17 protein-coding genes are annotated in these 22,546 nt (G+C 64.4%); 7 read left to right on the plus strand and 10 right to left on the minus strand.

The genetic code is table 11. The features are described from left to right. Nucleotides 1-349 precede the first annotated feature (349 nt). Nucleotides 350-982 (plus strand): TVP38/TMEM64 family protein, encoded by a 633-nt coding sequence (locus tag JIM94_RS03925; protein WP_234040094.1) that lies wholly within the window; start codon nucleotides 350-352, stop codon nucleotides 980-982. Between the two features lie 157 nt (nucleotides 983-1,139). Then, complete coding sequence (locus tag JIM94_RS03930) at nucleotides 1,140-1,739, plus strand: MarR family transcriptional regulator (RefSeq protein ID WP_200254925.1); 600 nt, start codon at nucleotides 1,140-1,142, stop codon at nucleotides 1,737-1,739. A gap of 84 nt (nucleotides 1,740-1,823) precedes the next feature. On the opposite strand, the gene JIM94_RS03935 is transcribed toward JIM94_RS03930, so the two are convergent. From JIM94_RS03935 to JIM94_RS03945, 3 genes are read right to left on the minus strand one after another with little or no spacing between them, the layout of a single operon-like run. Next, nucleotides 1,824-3,023 carry an SPFH domain-containing protein gene (locus JIM94_RS03935; protein ID WP_410170958.1) on the minus strand — a complete coding sequence of 400 codons (1,200 nt, stop codon included), beginning with the start codon at nucleotides 3,021-3,023 and terminating at the stop codon, nucleotides 1,824-1,826. A gap of 35 nt (nucleotides 3,024-3,058) precedes the next feature. Further along, nucleotides 3,059-3,487 (minus strand): NfeD family protein, encoded by a 429-nt coding sequence (locus tag JIM94_RS03940; RefSeq protein ID WP_200254926.1) that lies wholly within the window; start codon nucleotides 3,485-3,487, stop codon nucleotides 3,059-3,061. Nucleotides 3,488-3,534: 47 nt separating this feature from the next. Further along, nucleotides 3,535-4,377, minus strand: a complete 843-nt coding sequence (locus JIM94_RS03945) for a DUF3097 domain-containing protein (RefSeq protein ID WP_200254929.1) — start codon at nucleotides 4,375-4,377, stop codon at nucleotides 3,535-3,537. A gap of 34 nt (nucleotides 4,378-4,411) precedes the next feature. On the opposite strand from JIM94_RS03945, the gene JIM94_RS03950 reads away from it, so the two are divergent. Further along, nucleotides 4,412-5,233 carry a hypothetical protein gene (locus JIM94_RS03950; protein ID WP_200254930.1) on the plus strand — a complete coding sequence of 274 codons (822 nt, stop codon included), beginning with the start codon at nucleotides 4,412-4,414 and terminating at the stop codon, nucleotides 5,231-5,233. Between the two features lie 68 nt (nucleotides 5,234-5,301). Here the strand turns inward: JIM94_RS03950 and JIM94_RS03955 are convergent, their stop codons facing one another. The 3 genes from JIM94_RS03955 to JIM94_RS03965 form a co-directional block, all read right to left on the minus strand. Beyond that, complete coding sequence (locus tag JIM94_RS03955) at nucleotides 5,302-6,393, minus strand: ferrochelatase (protein WP_200254932.1); 1,092 nt, start codon at nucleotides 6,391-6,393, stop codon at nucleotides 5,302-5,304. A gap of 71 nt (nucleotides 6,394-6,464) precedes the next feature. After that, nucleotides 6,465-8,420: a DIP1281 family NlpC/P60 protein gene (locus JIM94_RS11280; protein WP_200255159.1), complete on the minus strand. Its 1,956-nt coding sequence runs from the start codon at nucleotides 8,418-8,420 to the stop codon at nucleotides 6,465-6,467. A gap of 677 nt (nucleotides 8,421-9,097) precedes the next feature. Next, a complete protein-coding gene (locus JIM94_RS03965; protein ID WP_200254934.1) occupies nucleotides 9,098-9,580 on the minus strand; it encodes an Rv1476 family membrane protein in 483 nt (160 codons plus the stop codon). A gap of 477 nt (nucleotides 9,581-10,057) precedes the next feature. On the opposite strand from JIM94_RS03965, the gene can reads away from it, so the two are divergent. The 3 genes from can to JIM94_RS03980 all read left to right on the plus strand — a co-directional run bounded on the left by can (nucleotide 10,058) and on the right by JIM94_RS03980 (nucleotide 14,497). Further along, on the plus strand, nucleotides 10,058-12,877 hold the full coding sequence (gene can, locus JIM94_RS03970) for an aconitate hydratase (protein ID WP_200254936.1): 2,820 nt from the start codon (nucleotides 10,058-10,060) through the stop codon (nucleotides 12,875-12,877). Nucleotides 12,878-13,092: 215 nt separating this feature from the next. Next, nucleotides 13,093-13,671 (plus strand): TetR/AcrR family transcriptional regulator, encoded by a 579-nt coding sequence (locus JIM94_RS03975; RefSeq protein WP_200254939.1) that lies wholly within the window; start codon nucleotides 13,093-13,095, stop codon nucleotides 13,669-13,671. Between the two features lie 82 nt (nucleotides 13,672-13,753). Next, on the plus strand, nucleotides 13,754-14,497 hold the full coding sequence (locus tag JIM94_RS03980) for a glutamine amidotransferase (protein ID WP_200254941.1): 744 nt from the start codon (nucleotides 13,754-13,756) through the stop codon (nucleotides 14,495-14,497). A gap of 21 nt (nucleotides 14,498-14,518) precedes the next feature. Here the strand turns inward: JIM94_RS03980 and JIM94_RS03985 are convergent, their stop codons facing one another. Next, nucleotides 14,519-15,058, minus strand: a complete 540-nt coding sequence (locus JIM94_RS03985) for a DUF1990 domain-containing protein (protein ID WP_200254943.1) — start codon at nucleotides 15,056-15,058, stop codon at nucleotides 14,519-14,521. A gap of 71 nt (nucleotides 15,059-15,129) precedes the next feature. Further along, nucleotides 15,130-16,761 (minus strand): ABC-F family ATP-binding cassette domain-containing protein, encoded by a 1,632-nt coding sequence (locus tag JIM94_RS03990; protein WP_200254945.1) that lies wholly within the window; start codon nucleotides 16,759-16,761, stop codon nucleotides 15,130-15,132. 106 nt (nucleotides 16,762-16,867) lie between these two features. On the opposite strand from JIM94_RS03990, the gene JIM94_RS03995 reads away from it, so the two are divergent. Further along, nucleotides 16,868-17,980, plus strand: a complete 1,113-nt coding sequence (locus JIM94_RS03995) for a lycopene cyclase family protein (RefSeq protein WP_200254947.1) — start codon at nucleotides 16,868-16,870, stop codon at nucleotides 17,978-17,980. A 31-nt stretch (nucleotides 17,981-18,011) separates the two neighbouring features. Here the strand turns inward: JIM94_RS03995 and JIM94_RS04000 are convergent, their stop codons facing one another. Both JIM94_RS04000 and JIM94_RS04005 read right to left on the minus strand, forming a co-directional pair. Beyond that, nucleotides 18,012-18,449: a hypothetical protein gene (locus tag JIM94_RS04000; protein WP_200254949.1), complete on the minus strand. Its 438-nt coding sequence runs from the start codon at nucleotides 18,447-18,449 to the stop codon at nucleotides 18,012-18,014. A 481-nt stretch (nucleotides 18,450-18,930) separates the two neighbouring features. Further along, entirely contained in the window at nucleotides 18,931-22,260 is a 3,330-nt protein-coding gene (locus tag JIM94_RS04005) for an exo-alpha-sialidase (protein WP_200254951.1), read from the minus strand. Nucleotides 22,261-22,546 lie beyond the last annotated feature (286 nt).

Consider the following 22,546-nt stretch of genomic DNA (forward strand, 5'->3'; position numbering starts at 1 on the left):
CGTTCATCATCTGTGGTGGTCCGTGTGGTGGTCACTGTGCGAGAATCCTGTCCATCCGGTCGTCATTATTGCCTTCGCGGCAGAAACCGAGTCTAACCGGTACCCACCCCGGCCAGGAGCCGTTTCGGACAGTGGACCACCCCCTTCGGGTGGGTCACTCCCCCCGCAGGCACGTTGCACCACCCCGCAGGACCTGTGCACGAACGGAGCCCCGCCACCCCCGCCGGCGAGAACCGGTGGGCGTCGTAAGCTTGACCCGGTGAGAGTCAGGGAGAAGGCCAGACGAATTTTCCGGGGAATCCCCGCGGTCATCGTCCAGCTGTACCGTGGGTTCATCGCCCTGCCTCTCCTGAAACGCTCGGCGATCATCGCGTTCGTCACCACCGCGGCAGCGGTCGCCCTCTGGACGGATGTTCCGGGCGTGACTCAGCTGAGATCATGGGCGGAGGCGACCGGGCGGTGGTTCCCCGTGATGTTTGTCGGCGCCTACATCCTTGTCACCCAGTTTCCGGTACCACGCACGATTCTCACCCTGACCAGTGGAATCCTCTTCGGGCCCGCCATGGGGATCCTCATCGCGCTTTCCGCGACGACGATGTCAGCGGCACTCTCCCTCGTCATCATGAGGAACCTGCTCGGGGACTGGATCCGCCCCCGGCTCACCCACCCGTCGGTCACGCAGATCAATGCGCGGCTGCGCGAACGAGGATGGCTGGCGGTGGCGTCGCTCAGAATGATCGCGGTCGTGCCGTTCTCCGTTCTGAACTACACCGCCGCCCTGACCCCCGTGACGGTTCCGGCCTTCACCCTCGCGACCCTCATCGGGTCCGCGCCGGGGACCATCGTGACGGTCATCCTCGGGGATGCGCTGACGGGACAGGCGAATCCGGCCGTGGTCATCGGAACCGTCGTCCTCACACTGGTCGGGGTCACCGGACTCGTCGTCGATTCACGGCTACCGGTGGATCGGCCACTCCGGTAGCACCGTCCCGGCGGCCGGCGGCGGGTCCCTGACTGACGATGGCGGTCAGCCGACCACAACCGGCACAGGTCAAGTCCTGGGGGTAGACTCATGTATGTTCGCGGCATTCCCGGACACGGGGGAACCGCCACCACCACGACCACCACGGGAGACAATCATGTTCGCAGTTCACGCCCGCTACCGTGGGAGGGAGCGTCGGCGGGCGGATCTGGTCCGCCGCTCCGCCGAGGCACTGTCGACACTCGACGGTGTCGGGCGCTTCGAACTGCTCGGCGTCGAGGACATCTGTGCGGTCATCGATTCGGCCGAGGCGGTCACCGACACCACGATGGCACTGCTCTCCGCCGGTGACTGGGCGATCGGTATCGGTGTCTCACCGGGTGAAGCCGTGGATCCGGAGGAGATCCGTCAACTCGCCACCGCCGCGATCGGGCGACGGTGCCGGACCGGGGTCGTGAGGGTCAGATCCCGGACCGGGGACGACATGGGCGACATCGCCGCGGTCTTCGTGCTCCTCTCCCATGTTCTGGCGAAACGGACGACGGAGGGGCGCGAGGCCACACAGTTGATGCGGGGCGGGATGAACCAGAACGAGGCGGCTGCGGAACTCGGGATCTCCAAACAGGCCATGTCCCAACGGCTCGCCGCCGCAGGATGGGCTGCGGAGACGGCCGGTTGGAAACTCGCGGTCACGTTGCTCCGTGCCGCGGACACGGGGACACCACAGGACCCCGGGCGACATCCCGGCATCCGATGACGGAGCACGGAAAGCCCCGACCCCTCACCGGGTGATCGTACGGTGAGGGGTCGGGGCCGGTGACGGTCCGGAACGATTGCCCCGTCAGTTCGGTTCGGGCTGTCCGGGCTCCGGCGCGACAGCCGGGGCTTCCGGTGTTCCATGCCCGGAGAACGGGGGAATCGCGATCTCCGGGTCCGGCACGGACTTCCTCGCCGCCTCGTGGGGTGAGGGGTCGACGGGTTTGTTGGCGACGGCGTTGGCGGCAGCGACCGCCGCGGCGATCTCGGGATCCGATTCCGTGGAGAACCATCCTTCGGTGTCATCGTCCTCCGCGATCTCCCGGGTCCGGTCATCGACCTCGTTCGGTTCGAACCGGAAGACACCTTCGTCGTCCTTGTTCGCCATGGCGCGGGCGAACTGTTCGAGAGAATCACCGAACTGGTTCGGGATCATCCACACCTTGTTGGCGTCGCCTTCGGCCAGCTTCGGCAGTTTGTCGAGGTACTGGTACGCGAGAACCTCGGGAGTCAACTGCGAGGCCTTGATCGCGGCGTTGATCTTCTGGATCGAGCGGGCCTCACCCTGCGCCCGGAGATAACTCGCCGCACGGTCACCCTCCGCGCGGAGCATCTCGGCCTGCCGTTCCGCCTCGGCCGCGAGGATCGAGGCGTGCTTCTCCCCCTCGGCGGCGAGGATCCGGGCCTGCTTCTGCCCCTCGGCGGTCTTGATGTAGGCCTCACGCTGTCCCTCGGCGGTGAGGATCATCGCGCGCTTCTCCCGCTCCGCGGTCATCTGCTTCTCCATCGGCTGCTTGATGGACGGCGGCGGATCGATCGCCTTGAGCTCGACACGGGCGATGCGCAGTCCCCACTTCGTCGTCGCACCATCCAGTTCGCTGCGGAGCCGTCGGTTGATCACCTCACGGGAGGTCAGGGTCTCCTCGAGGTCCATGCCCCCGACGACGTCACGGAGCGTGGCGACGGAGATCTGCTCGACGCCGTATATGTAGTTGTCCACGCCGTAGATCGCGAGGTGAGGTTCGTTGATCTTGAAGGTGACGACGACATCGATGTCCACCGTCAGGTTGTCCTTCGTGATGACAGCCTGCGGCGGGAAGCTGACGACCCGTTCACGGGTGTCGACCTTCGCACGGACCCGGTCGATGAACGGGATGAGGAAGGTCAGGCCCTGTGCGGTCCGGGTGTAGGAACCCAACCGCTCGATGACGGCGGCCTCACCTTCGGGAATGAGTTTCAGGGACTTCGACACAACCAGCCCGATGAGGATGACGGTCAACGCCATCAGGACAAGTTGAACCAGGGCGGCTTCGTCCATGGTCAGATCTCCTTCCAGACGACGGCCACGGCGCCGTCGATCGTGACTACATTCACCTGTTCCCCCTCGGTGAACCGGTGGGAGGGGTCGAGACTGCGGGCCGTCCAGATGTCCCCCTCCAGACGGATCTGTCCGGCTGTACCGTCGACGTCCTCGACCACGGTCGCCGATGCGCCGATCAGTGCACGGGGGGACGTGTCGAGGAGCCCCGTCGGTTGACTCCGGCGGCGGAGCACCGGGCGCACGAAGACGAGGAGACCGAGGGACGAGAGGGCGAACGTCCCGATCTCGACCCACAGGGGAACATCGAGAACCCCCACCCCGGCGGCGGTGAGGGCGGCGCCCCCGAGAAGGAGCAGCGTGAAATCGCCCGCCAGCAGCTCGAGAGCCGCGAGCAGAACCGCCGCTATCAACCAGACCATTGCGCCCACAGACCACACCTTACCTGAACACGGAAACCGGTTAGCGGGACAGAAGATCAGATCAGGTCCCGTTTATCGACGTCGGGGATGGTGACGAAATCAACGAGCCGTTCAACCGCCCCGATGAGTGTGGAGTCGAGATCACGGTAACTCTCCACAGCGCCGTAGACACGGTTCCAGCCTTCACGGGGCGTTCCCCACCTCAACCGGGAACAGATGCCGGTCTTCCAGTCCTCACCACGCGGAACCTCCGGCCAGGCACGCATACCGAGTCTCTCCGGTTTCACCGCCGCCCAGATGTCGATGAACGGATGCCCCGTCACGAGAACATCCGGTCCGAGGGACCGGGTCATCCTCGTTTCCTTCGATCCCTCCACGAGATGGTCCGCGAGCACCCCGACCCGCCGCCCCGGACCCGGCCCGAATTCCGCGAGGCGCTCCGGGAGGTTGTCGAGCCCCTCCAGATATTCGACGACGACGCCCTCCACCCGGAGATCATGCCCCCAGACCTTCTCGACGATCGCCGCATCATGGATGCCTTCCACCCAGATCCGTGAGGGTGCGGCCACCTTCGCCGTGACGCCGGTGACCTTCCGGGAACCCGAATTCGACCGTTGCGGCTGCGTCTGGGGCACGTAGCGGGTCAGTGTCACCCGTTTCCCCTCCAGGAGAAAGGCACCCTCCCGCAGTTTGAACAGGCGTTCCCTGTCGTACCTGTCGGCGAGCCGGATGAAGTCCCCGTCATAGGTCCGCTCGAAGCCGGTGACCGCACCGACGAAGCCGTCGGCGATCACCTCCACCACCAGGCCCGGTTCGGCGGGTACCTTCGGGTGCTCGGGCCGACGCCGCCGGGAGTGTCCCGAGAGAATGTCACCGGAGTAGGGATCATTGAAACTCATGGGAACCCAGCCTATCGGTTAAACTCTGGCAACCATGGATTTCCGACCGTTGGTCCACTCGCCCCTTCAGAACGCCGCAGTCTGGCTCGCCGGCTGGCTCCACGGCAGAGTCAGCTACGACGACCTCCTCGATGCCTTCGGGGAGTACGGAACCCGGCACACCCTGATCATCGGGGATCCCCCGGCGGACGGGCACCACCCCCGGACGCACGGACTCACCGGACTTCTCCGTCACCTCCGTGAAACCACGGCCCCTCTGCTACCGCGGTTGATCCCCGGTGAACCGGTCCTCCGGCTCGTGTTCGGTGGCCCCGGTCAGGTGCCGGGACTCATCGCGGGGTCACCGGCCGCCGAGGCCGCCCGGGACATGAACTTCAGCGCGCTGGTCATCCGGGACGCTGATCCGGAGGTTCACCATGTCCTCCTGCCGGACACCGACCTCGGAAGTCGGAGTCGTCCCGTCACATGGCGGTGGTACACCGAGAGGGGACGCGTCCCGGAGCCGGAGCATCTCGGGCCGGGTGAGGCGGACCGTCTTCTAGCCGACGCGACCAGATGTGCTGCGGAACTGATCGAGGAACGCGGATTCAGACCGAACCCATTGCCGTCTCCGCGTCTGACCGTCGGTCGTCTCGACGACCTCTACGCAGGTCCGGGGCTGCCCGACTCCGTCTCACCGCGGGCCGCGAAACTCTTCGCCCGTGCGGACCGGGTCGCCGCGATCATCGAGAGCGTCATGGGCGAAGCCGGTGATCACAGTCTCGATGCAGAGCTCACCCGACTGCTCACCCATCTCCGCACCGCACGCATGGCCGGTGTCGCGTACGCGGTCGGCGAGTACGGGAGGGCGCGCTGAGGGCGGGTCGCCTCCGCCGGATCCGGGACGACGGACACCCTTGCGGTACTCCCGCCCAGCAGGTCGACTCATCCCCTCCCGGGAACTGGGGAAGGCCGCCGGGCCGGTGCACAGCAGCCGGTCCCGCAGTAGGCACCGTTCACGGTGCACCCCTTCAACGGCGCTGATCCGAGACGTACCGGTGCGGTGTCCTCGACCATCTCCATCGCGAGATCGACCACCATCTTCGCGAATTCCGGGGTCGGACCGGCGGTCGCCGTACGTTCGATCGGTATGCCGAACTGCTCGGCTTCATCGGCCAGTTCCGAATCGAGGTCCCACACCACCTCGATATGGTCGGAGACGAATCCGATGGGACAGACCACCGCAGCCGGGAGCCCGCGGTCATGGTGCAGTTCCGTCACGTGGTCGACGATGTCGGGTTCGAGCCACGGAGTGTGGGGCGAGCCCGAACGTGACTGCCAGACGACGTCGAAATCGGTGACCCCCACCTCCCTGGCGACCAGAGCTGCCGCCTCCTGTACCTGACGGGAATACAACGGCCCGTCGTCGTCTACCCCTGCGGCGTTGTCGGCGGCCGTGGGAATCGAGTGGGCGGTGAACATCAACCGGGCGGAGTCACGGACGTGATCCGGAAGCCGCTGGTATGCCGCACGAACAGCGTCGGCCATCGCACCGATGAACAGCGGATGATCGTAGAACTGGCGGAGTTTGGTGAACCGGATCTCCGGTAGTCCCTCCGCGGCCAGACGTTCCCGCATCCCGGCGATGTCCTCGTCGTACTGCCTGCACCCCGAGTACCCCGCCCATGCGGAGGTCGCGAACACGAGTGCGTTGCGGATCCCGTCCCCGGCCATCTCGGCCGCGGTGTCCGCGGCCATGGGGTGCCAGTTCCGGTTACCGAAGTAGACGGGCAGTTCAATCCCCCTGTCCGACAGTTCGGCACGGACGTTGGCGATGATCTCCCGGTTGAGCTGGTTGAGTGGGCTGACGCCACCGAAGTGGTGGTAGTGGACCTCCACCTCATCGAGACGCTCCGGTGGGATTCCGCGACCACGGGTCACATTCTCCAGGAACGGCCGGACATCCTCATGGCCTTCAGGCCCTCCGAATGAGAGAAACAGTAGTGCGTCGTAATCAGTGGTTCGAGCGTCAGCCATGGGTCAAGAATACCCAACGACCCCACGGATGGCGGGGTCGCCACCGGTGGGGTCGTCGACGGTCAATCCACTCAGATGAGGCGGACGGCGTAGGGGCTCATACCGGACCAGCGGACGGGGCTGATCTGAACGTGACCACCGGACTGCGGCGCCTCGAGCATCTGCCCGTTTCCGAGGTAGATCGCGACGTGGTATTCGGCGTTCGGTCCCCAGAAGAGCAGGTCACCCCGCTGGATGTTCGACGTGGACACCTTGGTGCCCCGCTGGTACTGGTAACCGGTGTAGTGGGGCAGCGCGATGCCCGCGCCCGCGAAGGCGTAGAGGGTCAGTCCGGAACAGTCGAAACCTATCTTGTTGTAGTCACCGTAGGAGTCGGCGACGCCACCGTCCCGGATGCCGCGGGTGGGGCCCGCCGCGTTTCCGCCGCCCCAGGCGTACGGTGTCCCGATCATGGCGGACGCCCGGGCGATGACACCCTCGATCTTCTCCGCCCTCGATCCGGTGATGACATCCGTGGCGGTCTCCGTGACCTCATCGAGGTCCGTCAGGGTGACGTAGTCGACGACGGTGTCGATGGTCCCCGACACCGGATCCTCGGCCGTTCCGTTACGAGTCGAGGTTGTCGTCGTCGTGGTCGTCGTGGTCGGCGATGCCGTGGTGATCGCCGGAACACCGGAGTTGTCCGTCCGCCCACCGTCACTGACCGTCGCACTCTCATCCGCTGCGGTGGTCTGGGGTGCGGAGGAGAGACCGTCTGCACCCCCGAAGTTCTCTTCCAGCAGCGTAACGGTGTCCCGAACCGCAGCGATCAGCGTCTCCGCATCGGATTCATCCGAGGGGTAGGGGTTGTCGAGGGTCGCGTGATCCGGTGAGTTCACCGCGACGAGCGCCGCAGCGGCCAGTGAGGCGGCCGCGCTGGCCGCACGTCGGAGATCCTCCGCCCGAAGTACCTCGTCGGGGCGGTCACCCGCCTCGGCCGTCGCCTTCTCCGCGACCTGCTGGGCGCGGACTGCCTGATCGGCCGCTTCCTGCGCCTTCTCACGTGCTTCCGCCCGGTCGGGTGCATCCAGGGCCGCGGCCGCGGCCGCGCTCGCCGCCGCCGCCGCTCCCTGGCGGCCGTCGGCGGATTCCTGTGCTGCGGCCTCCTTCTGCCGGGCGGCGAGTTCCGCCGCCGCTTCCGCGGCCTTCCGCTCAGCTTCTGCGCGGGTGTAGTCCTCGTATTCCCGGCGCTGGTTGAGAAGTTCACCGGAGGTGGCACGCGCTTCCGCGAGACGCTTCTGCGCGGCATCACGTTCTGCGGCGAGACGATCCCGCTCAGCTGCGGCTTCCTCGAGCTGGCGGGCGTTCGCCTCGATCTCGGCACGGGCGGCGGCTTCGGCTGCCGCAGCCTCGGACTCGCGCTGTTCCGCGACGTTGCGGGCCGCCCTCAGCTGGGATTCCTCATTCGCGTTTTCGGTGCGGAGTCGATCGAGGTCGTCGAGGACGCCCTGCTGCTTCGCGGCAGCGGTCCGGAGGAAGGTCTGACGGTCCAACGCATCATCGGCGTTTCTGGCCCCCGCCAGCCCACTGACCGCGAGCGACGTCGTCCCGCGGCGGTAGGCGCTCCGGGAAATCTCGTCGAGTTTGGACTGTGCGGAACTCAACTGTCCCTGGGTGGTCTCGAGTTCCTCGCGGGCGCCCCGGGCGTTCTGACGGGCCTGTTCCGCTCCGGCCTGTGCGTCATGGAGGTCGACGAGAGCCTTGTTCACCGCTTCCCGGAGACGCCCCATCTCATTCTCGAGGACCGCAATCTGCTCCTGGGCCGAGGACAGTCCCGCAGCGAGTGACGCGACCTCCCCGGAACTGAGCTGCACCGCCTGTTCCGCTGCGGCGATCTCGGCGTCATCGGGGTTGTTGGGTGCCGCTACCGCCGGTGTCAGACCGAAGGCGAGTGATGCGGTCAACAGGACACCTGTCAGGCGTCGCGATGCAGGAGGTCGGAAACCGGATTCTGCACCATCGGTGGTGGCACGGCGGGGCGTGAACATTGCCACTGAATAACTCCTATCCCCGCCCGGACCTGCACCGGGTCCCCGGATCCGGAACGGAGGACCGTTCAGATCGGATTCGGTGACCGGTACCGGTTGAACCGGTGGCGGCGACTGTCTCTCGCATCGTGGGCCGGCCCCGGAAGATTCCGGGGACCGGTAGTGAACATTCGATGTCACTCATGGGCCGCGCCGACGGTGATCGAACGCGGTACGGAGACCTCACCAGGCATGCTTCCCCACGTGCCTGATGATCTCATCCCGCCGCACCGATCCCGGGACACCCCTCCGGCGTCCACAGAGGGAAGTCGGAGTGTGGCCAGTGGTAGCAGATGTACCTGACGAGACTCATGAGCTGACAACTGAACGTTAATTCACCTGAAAGAACTTGGGTACACATTCACCACATAAGTCACAGGGGTAAAGCCTGAAAACATGACCGGGATGGTTGCTGACCTGTACTCTTTCGCCCCGCCCGCCGTAATATGACATTGATCACATTACATAGGCTTCCCGGCGTGTCGTCCACGGTCACGGGCGATGTGTCCGGTCGCGAAGTTTCCGGACACGCTGGAAGATGTAGCCTGGGTCAAGTTCTCGGACTTGACCGCTGTGGCCGCCGCAGACGTTCCACCACGGCGTCCGCACGTTCACCCCGTCAGCGCACGCCGACCCGGTCACCGGGTCCGACGTCGGAGGGCGGCGACGGTAACCAGCACCGCGACCAGAACCGTGGCCCCCACGCCGAGATTCAGTCCCTGCCAGGGCACCGTCACATGATCGAGGTCACCGATGAACATCTCGGTCCCCGCCACGAGGTCCGGATTGGCGAACATGTGGACCTGCGCCGACTCGATCGCCGCCCTCGAGTGGTTGTCACTGACGACGGCCCCACCGGCGGGCGACCGGAGTATCAGTGTCTCCGCACCGGACATGTCCATGAGATCCTGGGCGATGTCGCGCTGGTCCGCGGCGACGGCCGGCGCCGAATCCAGGAAAACGAAACGAAGTTCACCGAACCCGCTCTCCCTGGCCCCCTCGACCACGCCCGACAACGCGTCCGCCAGTCCCGGGTATTCACCGTCCAGGGATCCGATGGACACACCGTCCCCGGCCAGATCGTCGGCGATGTCCGGCAGGTCAATGTCAGCGGGGATCATGGGACGGATCTTCCTCTCGGTGATTCTGAACGGGGAACTTCCACCGGCCGAAGCGGGACTCCCGCGATCGACCCCTCGACTATCCCACGTCCACCCCACCCACGCCACAGCGACACCCCGTGACACCATCAGGACGGCGGCGGGACGGGCCCCGGTCGACCGTCGCCGATCGTGGGCCGGTCGGGAATGGCACCGCACGCACGATCCCCACCAGCACTCCGGGGGTGACCGTACGGGGGTTTCACGGCGGTCGACCACGGCGTTTCGGAACACGGTGATAAATTACGGGGGTGGTATGTATCGACACGGGGCACGATTGCCGAACAGAACGCCCGTACTGTTATACTTTACCGCAGATGACGTTCATGTTGGCTGTATGCCCTGATGGACCGCTCTTTCGACCCGCGTCGGCGCCAGCCGGATAGTCACCCAGTCGACGCCCTTACTCACCCGAATAAATTTAGGAACGGAGCTTACGTGACTGAGAGCCAGAACTCATTCAACGCCAAGAGCACCCTCGAAGTCGGCGACAAGTCCTACGAGTACTACGCCCTCGATGCCGTCTCCGGCATGGAGAAGCTGCCCTACTCCCTGAAGGTTCTCGGCGAGAACCTTCTCCGTACGGAGGACGGCGCCAACATCACCCGCGATCACATCGAGGCGATCGCGAACTGGGATGCATCCGCTGAGCCGAGCATCGAGATCCAGTTCACGCCGGCCCGTGTCCTGATGCAGGACTTCACCGGTGTCCCGTGTGTCGTCGACCTCGCCACGATGCGTGAGGCCATCAAGACCCTGGGTGGCGACCCCGACGGGGTCAACCCGCTGAACCCCGCCGAGATGGTCATCGACCACTCCGTCATCATCGAGGCGTTCGGCCACTCTGACTCCCTCGAGAAGAACGTCAACATCGAGTACGAGCGCAACGAGGAGCGCTACCAGTTCCTCCGTTGGGGTTCCAAGGCGTTCTCCAACTTCCGCGTCGTCCCCCCGGGAACCGGCATCGTCCACCAGGTGAACATCGAGAACCTGGCACGGGTCGTCTTCGACAACGAGGGTGTCGCCTACCCCGACACGTGCATCGGCACCGACTCCCACACGACGATGGAGAACGGCCTCGGCATCCTCGGTTGGGGCGTCGGCGGCATCGAGGCTGAGGCGGCCATGCTCGGCCAGCCGGTCTCCATGCTCATCCCCCGCGTCGTCGGCTTCAAGCTGACCGGATCCATCCCCGCCGGGGTCACCGCGACCGACGTCGTGCTCACCATCACCGAGATGCTCCGTGAGCACGGTGTGGTCCAGAAGTTCGTCGAGTTCTACGGCTCGGGTGTGAAGGAGGTCCCGCTGGCGAACCGCGCGACCATCGGCAACATGTCCCCCGAGTTCGGTTCCACCTGCGCGATGTTCCCCATCGACGAGCAGACCACCAAGTACCTCAAGCTCACCGGCCGGTCCGAAGAGCAGATCGCTCTGGTCGAGGCCTACGCCAAGGCACAGGGCATGTGGCTGGACGAGGACACCCCCGAAGCCGAGTACTCGGAGTACCTCGAACTGGATCTCTCCACCGTCGTTCCGTCCATCGCCGGTCCGAAGCGTCCGCAGGACCGTATCCTGCTCTCCGAGGCGAAGGAACAGTTCCGCAAGGATCTCCCGAACTACTGCAACGACGAGGTCGAGGACGACGAGAGCCGTCCGGCGGTCCGCATGGATGCCGAGGGTGAACTCGACTTCGACGACGCCGACGTCGCGGAACTCTACAACTCCTCCCGCGAGGGCCACGGCGAATCCGCCGCCACGGGAGCCAAGGGACGGGCTTCCCGCCCGGTCACCGTGACCTCACCCAACGGTGGCGAGTACACGCTGGACCACGGAATGGTCGCCATCGCGTCCATCACCTCGTGCACCAACACCTCCAACCCGTCCGTCATGATCGGTGCCGGTCTCATCGCCCGGAAGGCCGCGGCCAAGGGCCTGAAGGCGAAGCCGTGGGTCAAGACCATCTGTGCCCCGGGTTCCCAGGTCGTGGACGGCTACTACAAGCGCGCCGACCTGTGGAAGGACCTGGAGGCCATGGGCTTCTACCTCGCGGGCTTCGGTTGCACTACCTGCATCGGCAACTCGGGCCCGCTGCCCGAGGAGATCTCCGCCGCCATCAACAAGTACGACCTGACCGCCACCGCCGTACTCTCGGGCAACCGCAACTTCGAGGGCCGTATCTCCCCCGACGTGAAGATGAACTACCTCGCGTCGCCGATCATGGTCATCGCCTACGCCATCGCCGGCACCATGGACTTCGACTTCGAGAAGGAGCCGCTCGGCCAGGACCAGGACGGCAACGACGTCTTCCTCACCGACATCTGGCCCTCCACGGAGGAGATCGAGGCCACCATCGAGGAATGCATCTCCCGCGAGCTGTACGAGGCCGACTACGCCGACGTGTTCAAGGGTGACGAGCAGTGGCAGAACCTGCCCACCCCCGAGGGTAAGACCTTCGAGTGGGACGAGTCCTCCACCTACATCCGCAAGGCCCCGTACTTCGACGGCATGACCATGGATCCGGAGCCGGTCAAGGACATCAAGGGCGCCCGCGTCCTGTGCAAGCTCGGTGACTCCGTCACGACCGACCACATCTCCCCCGCCTCCTCCATCAAGCCCGGTACCCCTGCGGCGCAGTACCTCGACGAGAACGGTGTCGAGCGGAACGACTACAACTCCCTCGGCTCGCGGCGCGGCAACCACGAGGTCATGATGCGCGGTACCTTCGCCAACATCCGCCTCCAGAACCAGCTCGTCGACCAGGCCGGTGGCTACACCCGTGACTTCACGCAGGAGGGCGCACCGCAGGCCTTCATCTTCGACGCCTGCGAGAACTACAAGGCGGAAGGCATTCCGCTGGTCGTCCTCGGTGGCAAGGAGTACGGCACCGGTTCCTCCCGTGACTGGGCCGCGAAGGGCACCAACCTGCTCGGTGTCCGGGCCGTCATCACCGAGAGCTTCGAGCGTATCCACCGCTCGAACCTGATCGGTATGGGCGTCATTCCGCTCCAGTTCCCCGAGGGTGAGTCACATGAGTCTCTCGGACTCGACGGAACCGAGGTGTTCGACATCGAGGGCATCGAGGAGTTCAACAACGACACGATCCCCCAGACGGTGAAGGTCACCGCCCGCAAGGACGGCGGCGAGGACATCGTCTTCGACGCCAAGGTGCGCGTCGATACACCCGGTGAGGCGGCGTACTTCCGCAACGGCGGTATCCTGCAGTATGTTCTGCGGAACATGGCCAGGGACGCTTCCTAAGAAGATCTGCGGGCCGGGTCTCCGGCATGATCGGGACACCGGCCCCGGACAGCTCCACACAGTGTGACCGATGGGGGCTGTGGCGACGCGGGAAGGGTTCCTCTTCCCCGTACCACAGCCCCCTTCGTCGTCGAACACACCAGCACCATCCACTCTGTAGCCCCCCGCTCTCCCGCACCGGATGGAGCACACGCCACAAACCAAGGAGAACTGTCATGCCAAAGGTCAGTTCCTCAGATCTCTCACAGAGACGCAGAGAGATCCTCGAAGGCGCCCGCCGCTGTTTCGCCGAGTTCGGGTATGACGGTGCCACCGTCAGACGCCTGGAACAGGCAACCGGAAAATCCCGGGGTGCCATCTTCCACCACTTCGCGGACAAGGAGAACCTCTTCCTCGCTCTCGCCCGCGAAGATGCCGCACGCATGGCGGACGTCGTCACCGCAGAGGGCCTCGTCGAAGTCATGCGCGACATGTTGTCGCATCCCGACCGTTACGACTGGCTGTCCACGCGACTGGAGATCACCCGTCTCCTCCGCACCGACCCCGTGTTCTCCGCGAGATGGGTGGAGCACCAGGCGGTTCTCGATGAAGCGATCAGATCCAGACTCCAGTCGGGCGTCGACGCCGGGCGGATGCGCACCGATGTCCCGGTCGAGGTTCTCCACACCTACCTCGAAACCGTGATGGACGGTTTCATCACCAGACTCGCCAGCGGAGAACCGACCGACTGCCTCCACCACGTGCTGGATCTCGTCGAGGCCAGTGTCCGCACGCAGTCCCCCGGACACCTCTGAGCAGACCGGTCTGATCATTTTTTCCTAAGTTTCGGTGTGATTACTCCCATATTGCGGTCAGCAGACAGTAATATCACTCGGTATGGCCGTCACCGAGATCACCAAACCGTTTCTTCTGCTGAGCACCCGTCCCGAGGATGAGGCCGCGGACGCCGAATACGATTCGTTCGTCTCGATGATGGAGATCGCACCGGAGTACCTCATCCAGAAACGCGTCGACCGGGAACCACTCGGCCCCATCATCCTGGATGACTACTCGGGCATCATCGTCGGGGGCGGGCCGTACAATGCCACGGAGCCGGACAAGTCAGACCACCAGGTGCGCGTCGAAACCTGCCTCAACACGGTCATCAGGGAATGCATCGAACGGGATTTCCCGCTCTTCGGTGCCTGCTTCGGTGTCGGGATCGTCGGTAGCGTCGCGGGCGCCGTCATTGACAGGCACTACGGTGAGAAACCCGGTTGCATCACCGTGGACATCACCACGGAAGGGCTCGCCGACCCCATCCTCGACGGAATGCCGCGGCGTTTTCCCTGCATCGTCGGGCACAAGGAAGCGACCAGGGCGCTCCCTCCCGGGGCGACCCTGCTGGCCCGTGGTGAGGCCTGCCCCGTCCAGATGTACAGGATCAAACGACACATCTACGTCACACAGTTCCACCCGGAGCTGGAGATGGACACGTTCCGCGACCGACTCGAGGTCTACCGGGAGGCGGGCTACTACCAACCCGAGGAATTCGACTCCATCATGGAGTCCTGTTCCGGACAGGACCTTTCCACGGACAACCGGTTGCTCTGGAACTTCGCCCACCGCTACGCACGATGACGTTCTTCGGGATGTTTCCACCTACGGGCGCATCCCCTCAAGATATCGTCGGGTGATCATCGTCTGCACCGCCCGGGCCACTCCGCCCCCGAGCCTCGTGATCCACCGTGCGTGCGCAGAGAAAGCCACGATCCTGCCCCACACCAGTCCGTCGGATCCCAGTACGACCGAGAACGATTCCTCACCACACTCAACATGGCCGGGAAGCGTTCCGTAGGTCATCGTCGTCGCCGTCGGGCCACTCTCAACGCACAGAATCAGACACGGCGAATCGGTACCGGCGAAACGTACCCTGACGACGTCATCGACCGTCGCGCCACGCCAGGCACCGACGCCCACTCCGGCCCTTCGATGCGCCCGCCAGTTCAGGAGGCTCCACGCGGCCCTCTCGTAACACTCCCGACCTTCACCGAGGAGGGCACTCTCGTCGAGAATGCGCCAGCTGCCGGCATCCGGGCACACCGGCGGGCACTCGCCCGCGACCAGGTGGTGAGTCGAGAGGATCAGCTCCGCCGGATAGGTGACCTCATCAGCCCAGCGCTCAAACCGGTCACCGGACATTCGCGGGGGGGCACATGGCACCAGGATAGCCTCCGGCCCCCTGCCTCCGTCGGCGGCACGATCTAGCCCCGTCAGGCCAGTTCGACGATCTCCATGTACTCGTCGCTCCACAGATCCTCGGTGCCGTCCGGCAACACGATCACACGCTCGGGATCGAGGGCCTGCACGGCACCCGGATCGTGGGTGACCAGGACGACAGCTCCGGTGTAGGTGCCCAGTGCATCGAGGACCTGCTCGCGGGACACGGGATCAAGGTTGTTCGTCGGTTCATCGAGAAGGAGGACATTCGCCCGCGAACTCACCAACGCGGCGAGAGCCAACCGGGTCTTCTCACCACCAGAGAGGGTACCGGCGGGCTGCTCGAGCTGGTCGCCGGAGAACATGAAGGCGCCCAGCAGGCCCCGGAGATCCTGGGCACCGGCATCGGGACAAGCTCTGATCGTGTTCTCCCAGACCGACGCCTCCGGGTCAATGGTGTCGTGTTCCTGGGCGAAGTAGCCGATCTTCAATCCGTGCCCGGACACGATCCCCCCCTCGCCGTCGGTACGCTCCACCCCGGCCAGAAGCTTCAGCAGTGTCGTCTTTCCGGCACCGTTGAAGCCCAGGACCACCACCCTCGACCCCCTGTCGATGGCGAGGTCCACCCCGGCGAACACCTCGAGGGAACCGTACATCTTGGTCAACCCTGTCGCATTCAACGGGGTTTTGCCGCACGGGGCCGGCTCCGGGAACGTGATGTGGGCGACCTTGTCGGACCGCCTGATCTCGTCGGTGCTGTCGATCATCTTCTCGGCCCGGGCGAGCATCTGCTTCGCGGCTGCTGCCTTCGTCGCCTTCGCTCCGAGCTTCGCGGCCTGTTTCTTCAGCGCCGACGCCTTCTTCTCGGCGTTCGAACGCTCCCGACGACGACGTGCCTCATCGGTCGCCCGGGCATCGAGGTACTTCTTCCACCCCATGTTGTAGACGTCGGCTTCGCCCCGCACGGCGTCGAGGAACCAGATCTTGTTGCAGACCGCATCCAGGAGATCGACGTCGTGGGAGATCATGATGAGACCGCCCTCATGTTTGGTGAGGAACTCCCGCAACCACGTGATCGAGTCGGCGTCGAGATGGTTCGTCGGTTCATCGAGAAGAAGAGTCGTCGCCGATTTACCGGAGCCCGCTGAAGCGGCGAAGAGAATCTGGGCCAGTTCGACCCTGCGTCGTTGGCCACCCGACAGCGTCTTGAGCTTCTGGTCCAGGATTCTGGCGGGCAGACCCAAGGCGTCACAGATCCTCGCGGCTTCACTCGCGGCCTCATACCCGCCGAGCGTGTGGTATTCCTCCTCGAGACGCGAGTACTTGCGGATAGCGGTGTCACGGCGATTGTCGTCGGCCGTGGTCTCCATGATCTCCTGCTGCCGCTCCATCGCCGCCTGAATCCTGTCCAGCCCCCTCGCGGACAGGACCCGGTCCCGGGCGGTGACCTCGATGTCTCCCTCACGGGAATCCTGGGGAAGATAACCCACGCTGCCGGAACGGGTGACCTCGCCGGCGTAGGGCTCAGCTTCACCCGCCAGAATCCGCATCGTCGTCGTTTTGCCCGCACCATTACGACCGACCAGGCCTATGCGGTCCCCGGGCTGCACCCGGAGCTGCTGTCCCGGGGCGGTGAGCAACGTCCGGGCACCGACACGCACTTCAAGATCACTGGTTACAATCACAGCCGGTCAGTGTATCAGTGGCCACCCGAAATCCACCTCCCGACAAATTCCGGGGACAGCGGAGAGCACAGACACGGTCGCACCCCGGTGGAACAGTGACCTCACCATGAGTTCTTCCGCCGAGAACAGCCCTCGACCGGACGTCACCCGATTCGACATGATCGTCGTCGGTCTCGGGCCTTCGGGGGCGGCACTCGCGCACAGGGCCTCCCTGCGGGGGTGGGACGTTCTCGGCGTTGATCCTCAACCCGTGTGGCGCAACACCTACGGCCTGTTCACCGACGAGTTACCCGACTGGCTGCCCGATCCCCCGGTCGAGAGCCTTTCCACACCATCGGTCATCGGCGAATCCGAACATCACCCCGACCGGGAATACGCGATCCTGGACAATGACGCACTCCGCCGCCGCTTCCTCACCTTCCCCACGATCATTGGAGCCGCGGCTGAGGTCGGCAGAAGACGTGTCCGGGTCAACAACCGGACTCATGTCGCCGACATCGTCGTTGACGCGCGCGGTGCAACGGAGACGGAGGGCCCGGTTCAACAGGCGTACGGGGTCGTCCTCCACGACGAGGCCGCCCCGGTGTGGATGGATCTCCGGCCCCTGGAACACGGCACAACCCCGACCTTCCACTATCAAATCCCGGTGCGTGGGGGGATGCTGCACGAGGAAACCAGTCTCGTCCATCAGGGCCCGTTACCCTGGGAGGTTCTACGGAACGCCCTCAGGCAGCGTATCGGTGACCACCCCGACGCCGAGGTCATCGCTTCAGAGAAGGTCCTCTTCCCGATGAACGCGCCGGCGGACATCGATCCGACCGGCCCCGTTCCTTTCGGTGCGAGAGCGGGATTCATCAACCCGATCTCTGGTTTCTCCGTCGCGACATCCCTCGAACTCACGGATCCCACACTCGATACCCTGAGCTCGATCATCCGTGGCGGGACACAACACCGGCTACCGTGGATGACCCCCCGGTACCGGGCGGATCGACGGTTGCTCTCCATCGGACAGCAGGTACTCCTCGAACTGGATCCCGATGAACTACCGCTCTTCCTCGAAAAGGTTTTCACCCTGTCGAGGACGGAACAGAAACGCTTCCTGCATCTGGGTGACCCGGTCGGAACGATGCGGGGCATGTTACGGATATTCCTCGCCTGTGACCGACACCTTCAGCGGAAGATAATCCGGGCCGTTGTCTCCCGGAGTCAGCGGTCATGACCCCGGGAACATCGGCAGGGCAGCTGCGCCCCTAGCTGCTCCCGGCGAACAAGGAACGGAACCACGCGATGATCGCCTGGAACATGCTCCCGACACCACCGGACATCGGGGGTTCATCAACGTCGTCAGCCGCATAGTGGATCTCGGCGTGCGCATCGGAGACGTAGGTCAGACCACCTTCCTCGACATGCATCGGAAGGCTCGCGGTGATCATTCCCCCACCCGGCTTCGGTGTGAACACCACACCGGCTTCGAAGTTTGAGTCAACCACAGCTGTTCTCTCGACGCCGTCGATGGTGAACGTCACCGTTTCCCCCACGGTCCCGAACATCTCGGGATGGGTACTGATCCGCGCCGTGACACGCATCTGGGCGGAGTCCGCGATCTCTGAGACGGTGAGGTTCATCTCACGGGCGATCATCACGGGGTCGACCGGATGCGGATGATCGCAGTTCTGCGGCTGAGCCACCTGGGGATCTGTAGTGATGATGCACGGATTCTCGGGCGTGGGGATCTGTACCGCAACGGCCGAGGTCCCGGCAAACGCCAGACACGACGCTACGGTGACGGAAGCGAAAAAACCTCTTGTGAACCGATTTCCCATGGAATGACTCCTCTGTGTTCAGACGGTTGGTGGGACACCTGCAGCTTATCTGCTTTTCCGGTCGGAGGTCGGAGGAAAACGGCAAACACATTTGACTTACATCCAAGAATATAACCTGCCTGACATGGCATGAATGCCATACACACCGTCCTCCACGCACCGAAGGACCCATCGGTGATTGCGGACGGTCGACACCGGACTCCGGAAATGCGGAACTCCGGAAGAGACCACCTACTCCCCGAACACAGAGAAGGCCCCCGGATCCTGGTTCTCACCATTTTCCGGGGGCATCTCCTCAACCGCGGCCGACTCTTCCCGTCAGGGAATCCCTCGGCATACCCTCACATCAGCGGCCGATGAGGTTGAACAACCAGTTGAAGTTGCCCAACTCGTAGAACCACGGCAGGTACCGGATCAGCGCGGCAATGCCGCTGATGACCGCCACAGCCGCTCCCACACCCACCGCTCCGGCGACAATGGCGTTCTCATTACCGCCATCGTCCGGGGTCTCGGTCGGTGTCGCTGTGACCGTCACCGTTACCGGTGCACTCGTCTCGACGACGGTCTCCGTGACCGGGGCTGCCGTACTGGTTTCAGTGACGGTGGCCGTCGACGGCGCGGGGGTGATCGTCTCGGTGACCGGGTCCTGCGTCTCCGTGACAACCTCCGTCACCGGATCAGGCGTCGACGTCACCGTCTCAGTGACCGGCTCCTGCGTCTCCGTGACCGTTATCGGCTCCGGGGTCTCGGTTATCGTCACCATTTCAGTTTCGGTCGCCGTAGCGGTGACAGTCACCGGGGCCGGGACCTGTGTCGTGGTTTCCGTTGAAGTGACCGGGTCCGGAGTCTCAGTCACCGTAGTTGTCGAGGTCTCGGTCAAAGGATCGGGCGTCTCGGTAACCGTCGTCGTGGACGTCTCGGTGACCGGATCCGGGGCCTCAGTCACCGTGGAGGTGACCGGATCCGGGGTCTCCGTGACGGTCGTGGCCGGCTCGGTCGTTGTCGTGGTGGAGGTGACCGTGGTTGTGACGGTGCTCGTCACCGTCTCCGGTGGTTCCGGTGAGGGCACCGGCAGGACGTTGAAGGATCCGGTGTCGGAAGCAGCAGGATAGTCTGTCGTACTGTCGGAGGATTCCTCAATTGCGGCGGACACATTGACGTTGCGCTCGGGGCCGCCGGTCGCGATCGAATCCACGGTGTACCGGACGACCGCGAGGCCATCCATGTTGGTGGTGGACTCCGCGACGGTCTCACCGTCGACACTGAAGACGACCGGGATTCCTGCGACGGTGCCGTCGGGTCCGGAGACGCGGGCCGACAGCGGGATGGAACGGGGCTGTCCATCGGATACGATGTCGGGCTGTTCCCCGAGCGTGACGGTGCGCTCGACGACCGGGCGATCCTCGGGGGTGACCGTCGCCGACCCCTGAGCGTCTCTGCTGAGAAGCTGGACACCCGGAGCTGCGGTCGCGACGAGTCGCGCACGGAGCTGGTGGGTGACGCTGTCGGAGCCACTGGGGACATTCGGCACGGTGAACGGAATGGAGGCGGTGCCTTCAGCGGTGACGTCGGCCTCCCCCGCTTTGACGGTGTCAACGTAGAGCGCGATACGGGCGTCTTCTGGGATCTCCGCGTCCTCCTCCCGCATCTCAACCGTGACTACAGCGGTGAAATCGACGGGTCCTCCGGTCGCCTGGACGGGTGCGATCGGTTCGATCGAGAGGTCTGCGTGGTTCTCGGTGATCTGACCCTCATCACCGAAGGTGACGCGGGGAAGGGTCATGGTGATGATCTTGTACGGATCCCCTCCGTGCCCGGGCCGGCCGATACGCCAGGAAACGGTGGGCTCATAGTATCCGCGCTGAATGTCTTCCCCGGTCACGGTGTGCTCGGGGAAACCGCAGTCCGCGACGGTGTTTCCGTTGAACCTGTTCCACCGACAGCTCTTATGCGGGGAGGTGTCGGGGTCGAAGAGCTCGAGTTCACCGGACGGGAGGACCCCGACCGGTGTCGGATGAGGGTTGTCGACCCGGAAGTTGTAGTGGATCTTGCTTCCCTCGACGAAGTCTTCACCCGGGTTCTTCACGGATGCCGTGATGGAAACGTCTCCGGCGCTGAGTACATGCCCGTCAACGACCTCGATGCTGAAGGTGTCCTGCTTCACCACGCCTGCGTCGTCGATGCGGAGTGTTCCCTCAACGGTGCCGTTGGGTGCGTCGGCAGGAGCGGTGACCTCGAAGGAAACCTCCTGCGTATCGCCTGCCGCCACTGTGACGTTCGGCGCCTCTCCCGTCCAACCGGCGGGTAGAACGATCTCGAGGGGCCGATCGACGATGTCGTCACCGAGGGTGTTGGTGACGGTCCCCGTGACTGTGACGGTCTCACCGGGACGGACCTGGGAGGCTTCCGTCTGGATGTCCAGACAGGAGGCTCCGAGCCATTCCAGGTTGAACCGCGAGAAATGGATGTTGTTGTGGGGGCCGTGATTGTGTTCCTCGAAGAGAAGTCCGATGTTGCCGTCGGGAAGCGTCGCCATCGAGGTGTACTGGATGTTTCCGGCTCTGAAAGACCGGGACACCGGCCACGTCTTGCCGTCGTCGCAGCTCAACCGAATGGTTCCGTTGCTGCGGGAACTGGTCGAGGCGGTGTTGCTGAACAGGAGTGCCTTCGCTTTGGGGGACCCCTCCGGGGCGTTCGGGAACAATCTGATCAGGGAGGCGTTGTTGTGCGGATCCGGTAGTGAATGATCGAGATAGGGCTCGGTCCAGGTGACACCACCATCGTGGCTGAAACTGATTTTCCTGGCCTGCTCCCCGCCCGCGGAGGAACGCGAGTTGTCCATGAGCGTTCCGTCGGAGAGCTCGATGATCTTGTTCTCGTCCATGCCGGTACCGAAGGGGTGTCCGGCGTACCAGGTCTGACCATGATCATCGGAGAGCCAGGCGATGGCCTTGAACTGACCTGATGTCGTGACGACCATCGCAGGTTGCACGAGACGGCCCGCATGTGCGCCGTACTGCAGCTGAATTCCGTTTCCGGAGGTGGCGAAACGTCCACGCCAAGCATTGTCGCCGGTGACGGAGTGGGTGATGACATTGTCGTCGTCCCAGGTCACACCGTTGTCGGAGCTCTTCGCGTAGGCGGCGTGGAGAACATTCCGATCGTTGGGGTCCGTCCCGAGCCGGGAGTTCCGGATACCGGCGTCGAAACTCTTGACGTGGAAGTTGAAGACATCGCCGGTGTGATAGTCGACCAGAACCGACGGATCGGAGAATCCGTACTTCGGCGCATTCACCTGGCCGGCCGCGACAGCCTGGGGCGCGGTCCACGAGAGGCCGTTGTCGTCGGACCGGCGTTGAACGACGGTGTTCGCCTGAGGCGCGTCGGCGCATCCCCCCGGCCGACCGTCCCACGACGCGAGTACCGTACCGTCCTTCGCCACCCCGAGCGAGGGGATCCGGTAGCAGTCGTAACCGTCCTCCCCTCCGACGGCGAGAACCTCATCGGTGAAGAACGCTTCACCGTTCAGGTCGTCGTTTGCGTCAAATCCCGCCGGCCCCGCTGTGTTCTCGGTGGCGGAGGCTTCAGGTAGTCCCGGAGGTGAGAGCACTCCACCCATCACGGCGAGGATGCTGAACACCCCCAACACTGTCTTTCGTCGATTCAGAATCTTCATCGATACTCCCGGATCTCGTGGTCGGATGAACATGCCCCTCAAACATGTCGCCGGTCACATGGCGGCGAAAGTGTAGCGAAGGTCACGCATGTTAGGAGTGTAGAGGATCTGAGTTACGTTTGGAGATTTTCCAGTCTCATGTCCTACAAGAATGAAAAACGGGTACCCCCGTTGGGGTTGGAGTTATGCGGTGTGATTTGTGGTGCACCCCATCGGAAGGCCGAGGTCCGAGACTCCAATTCGGGAAAATCGGGGACAAACACCCGGAAGAATGGCGGAAGACACA

It is taken from the genome of Corynebacterium pygosceleis, assembly GCF_016595275.2.
In the GTDB taxonomy this organism is placed as follows: domain Bacteria; phylum Actinomycetota; class Actinomycetes; order Mycobacteriales; family Mycobacteriaceae; genus Corynebacterium; species Corynebacterium pygosceleis.

Excerpts from the sequence above, each read along its gene's own strand:
- JIM94_RS03930 (WP_200254925.1), top strand. The coding sequence starts at position 1,140 with ATGTTCGCAGTTCACGCCCGCTACCGTGGGAGGGAGCGTCGGCGGGCG.
- JIM94_RS03945 (WP_200254929.1), bottom strand. The coding sequence starts at position 4,377 with ATGAGTTTCAATGATCCCTACTCCGGTGACATTCTCTCGGGACACTCC.
- JIM94_RS04005 (WP_200254951.1), bottom strand. The coding sequence starts at position 22,260 with ATGAAGATTCTGAATCGACGAAAGACAGTGTTGGGGGTGTTCAGCATC.
- JIM94_RS03950 (WP_200254930.1), top strand. The coding sequence starts at position 4,412 with ATGGATTTCCGACCGTTGGTCCACTCGCCCCTTCAGAACGCCGCAGTC.
- JIM94_RS03955 (WP_200254932.1), bottom strand. The coding sequence starts at position 6,393 with ATGGCTGACGCTCGAACCACTGATTACGACGCACTACTGTTTCTCTCA.
- JIM94_RS03985 (WP_200254943.1), bottom strand. The coding sequence starts at position 15,058 with ATGTCCGGTGACCGGTTTGAGCGCTGGGCTGATGAGGTCACCTATCCG.
- JIM94_RS03980 (WP_200254941.1), top strand. The coding sequence starts at position 13,754 with ATGGCCGTCACCGAGATCACCAAACCGTTTCTTCTGCTGAGCACCCGT.
- JIM94_RS03965 (WP_200254934.1), bottom strand. The coding sequence starts at position 9,580 with ATGATCCCCGCTGACATTGACCTGCCGGACATCGCCGACGATCTGGCC.
- JIM94_RS03935 (WP_410170958.1), bottom strand. The coding sequence starts at position 3,023 with ATGGCGTTGACCGTCATCCTCATCGGGCTGGTTGTGTCGAAGTCCCTG.
- JIM94_RS03995 (WP_200254947.1), top strand. The coding sequence starts at position 16,868 with ATGAGTTCTTCCGCCGAGAACAGCCCTCGACCGGACGTCACCCGATTC.
- JIM94_RS11280 (WP_200255159.1), bottom strand. The coding sequence starts at position 8,420 with ATGTTCACGCCCCGCCGTGCCACCACCGATGGTGCAGAATCCGGTTTC.
- JIM94_RS03975 (WP_200254939.1), top strand. The coding sequence starts at position 13,093 with ATGCCAAAGGTCAGTTCCTCAGATCTCTCACAGAGACGCAGAGAGATC.